Annotated in this window: 1 protein-coding gene; it reads right to left on the bottom strand. The window is 68.9% G+C overall.

Features of this window, described 5'->3' with window-relative positions; all coding sequences use genetic code 11:
* The coding region (locus ACFSKW_RS54835; RefSeq protein ID WP_417629468.1) for an ISL3 family transposase at positions 1 to 1,473 on the bottom strand (1,473 nt) is incomplete at its 3' end.
* Positions 1,474 to 1,581: the final 108 nt, after the last annotated feature.

Genomic DNA, 1,581 nt, shown 5'->3' with positions numbered 1-1,581 from the left:
GTTGGCTCGGCCGTACATGCTTCTTTTGATCATTTTCAGTCGGTTCACGGTGCCCTCCGTGGGGCCGTTGCTCCAGGGCAGGGTGAGTCCAGCGGTGACGGCGTCCTGATCGCGGGTGAGGCTGGTCGCGAAGCTATGGAGGGCGGGCAGGCGGTCCGCCAGGACGGCATCGATCCAGGTCGGCAGCCTGTCTCCGTCAAGGTTCTGGATCATGTTGGCGAAGCTGCCGACGTGATGGCGCGTGGCCTCCAGCTCGGGGCAGCGCGCGAGGATGTTCTTGAGCTGTACGGCAGCGCCCGCAGTCAGGTGATCGGGATCGGACATGATCCAGCTGGCGACCTTACGCGGTTTCGGGGGTGTCGGCGCGGTCGATGGCGGGTCCGTCCGTTCACGCAGCTGGGCGACGTAGCGTTCGACGGTGCGCAGACTGCCGCGCCAGCCGAGGAGTTCGATCTCACGGTGCAGCGCCCTGGCGTTGTGGACCCCGTCAGCGAAGCGCTGGTGCAGGTGGTCCCTGAACCGGTCCAGACGGCTCGTACGATTGTTGGCCCTGCCCAGGTGCTGCTCCAGGGGCGTGCCAGCGAAGCGGTAGACGGTGCGCACGCTGATCCCGAGCTCGCGGGCGACCTGGGTACGGGAACGGCCCGCGGCCAGCAACTCGTGGATCGCGGCGTGGCGTTCTCGATGCCTGCGAGCCAGCGGGTACTCGATCGGCGGATCCGGCTCCGGTGGCGGGCCGGCCTCGTCGCACTGTTCATCGGTTACGAGGTCTTCTGCCAGTGGTGGCTCGGGCAGGCAGGCAGCGTGGGTGAAGACCGTCTTCTCCACCGCCGCGCCCAGGTTCGCCCACAGGTGCCACCGGTCGGCTACCTCGATGGCATCTGGTGCGCCGACCCGGGCGCCGTGGGCGTAAGCTCCAGCGCGGTCGCGGCAGATCACCTCGATGCCGGGACGGGCAGCCAACCATGCGACCAGCGTCGCGGCATCGCGGCCGGGGAAGATATCGATCGGCCGGTGGGTCTGCATATCGATGATCAGAGTTCCGTACACGGCGCCCTTGCGTAGTGCGAAGTCGTCGACCCCGATCACCGTCGGCACCGCCTCGGGCGGCTCGGGCAGTGCGCGGATCAGCCGGATCAGCGTGTCTCGGCAGGTCGGCATGCCCAGCTTCGCGGCCAGCCGGGATCCGGCGCGGCCGGCCAGCGCCAGCCCGATCGCGGCCAGGCGGTCGGTCAGTCCGGCCGTGCGCCGCGCGAACGGGGCGGTCAGGCCGGGTATCTGCTCGGCGAACGTCACCGCGCCGCATCCGGGATCATCGCAGCGGAATCGTCGCACGCCGACGTCGATCCGCACCGGGCGACCAGAGATGGGCAGGTCGGTCAGCCTCCGGCGGTAGCTACCGTGCGTCCTGGCCGATGTGGTGCCGCAGCCCGGGCACGTGGCCGCGGGTATCGCCGAGCCGACGGTGAACACGACCGCACCTTCCTCGACCTGCACGGACTCCACCCGGGCTGATGCAAGGTGCGGCAGAAGTAACTCAAACTCCTGATTTATGCACGCGAGCCAGCATCGCCAACCCGG

The sequence above is a fragment of the Nonomuraea mangrovi genome (genome assembly GCF_042681425.1).
Taxonomy (GTDB): Bacteria; Actinomycetota; Actinomycetes; order Streptosporangiales; family Streptosporangiaceae; genus Nonomuraea; species Nonomuraea mangrovi.
Note: the sequence above shows the minus strand (reverse complement) of the source record. Positions and strands in the feature narration are given on the sequence as shown.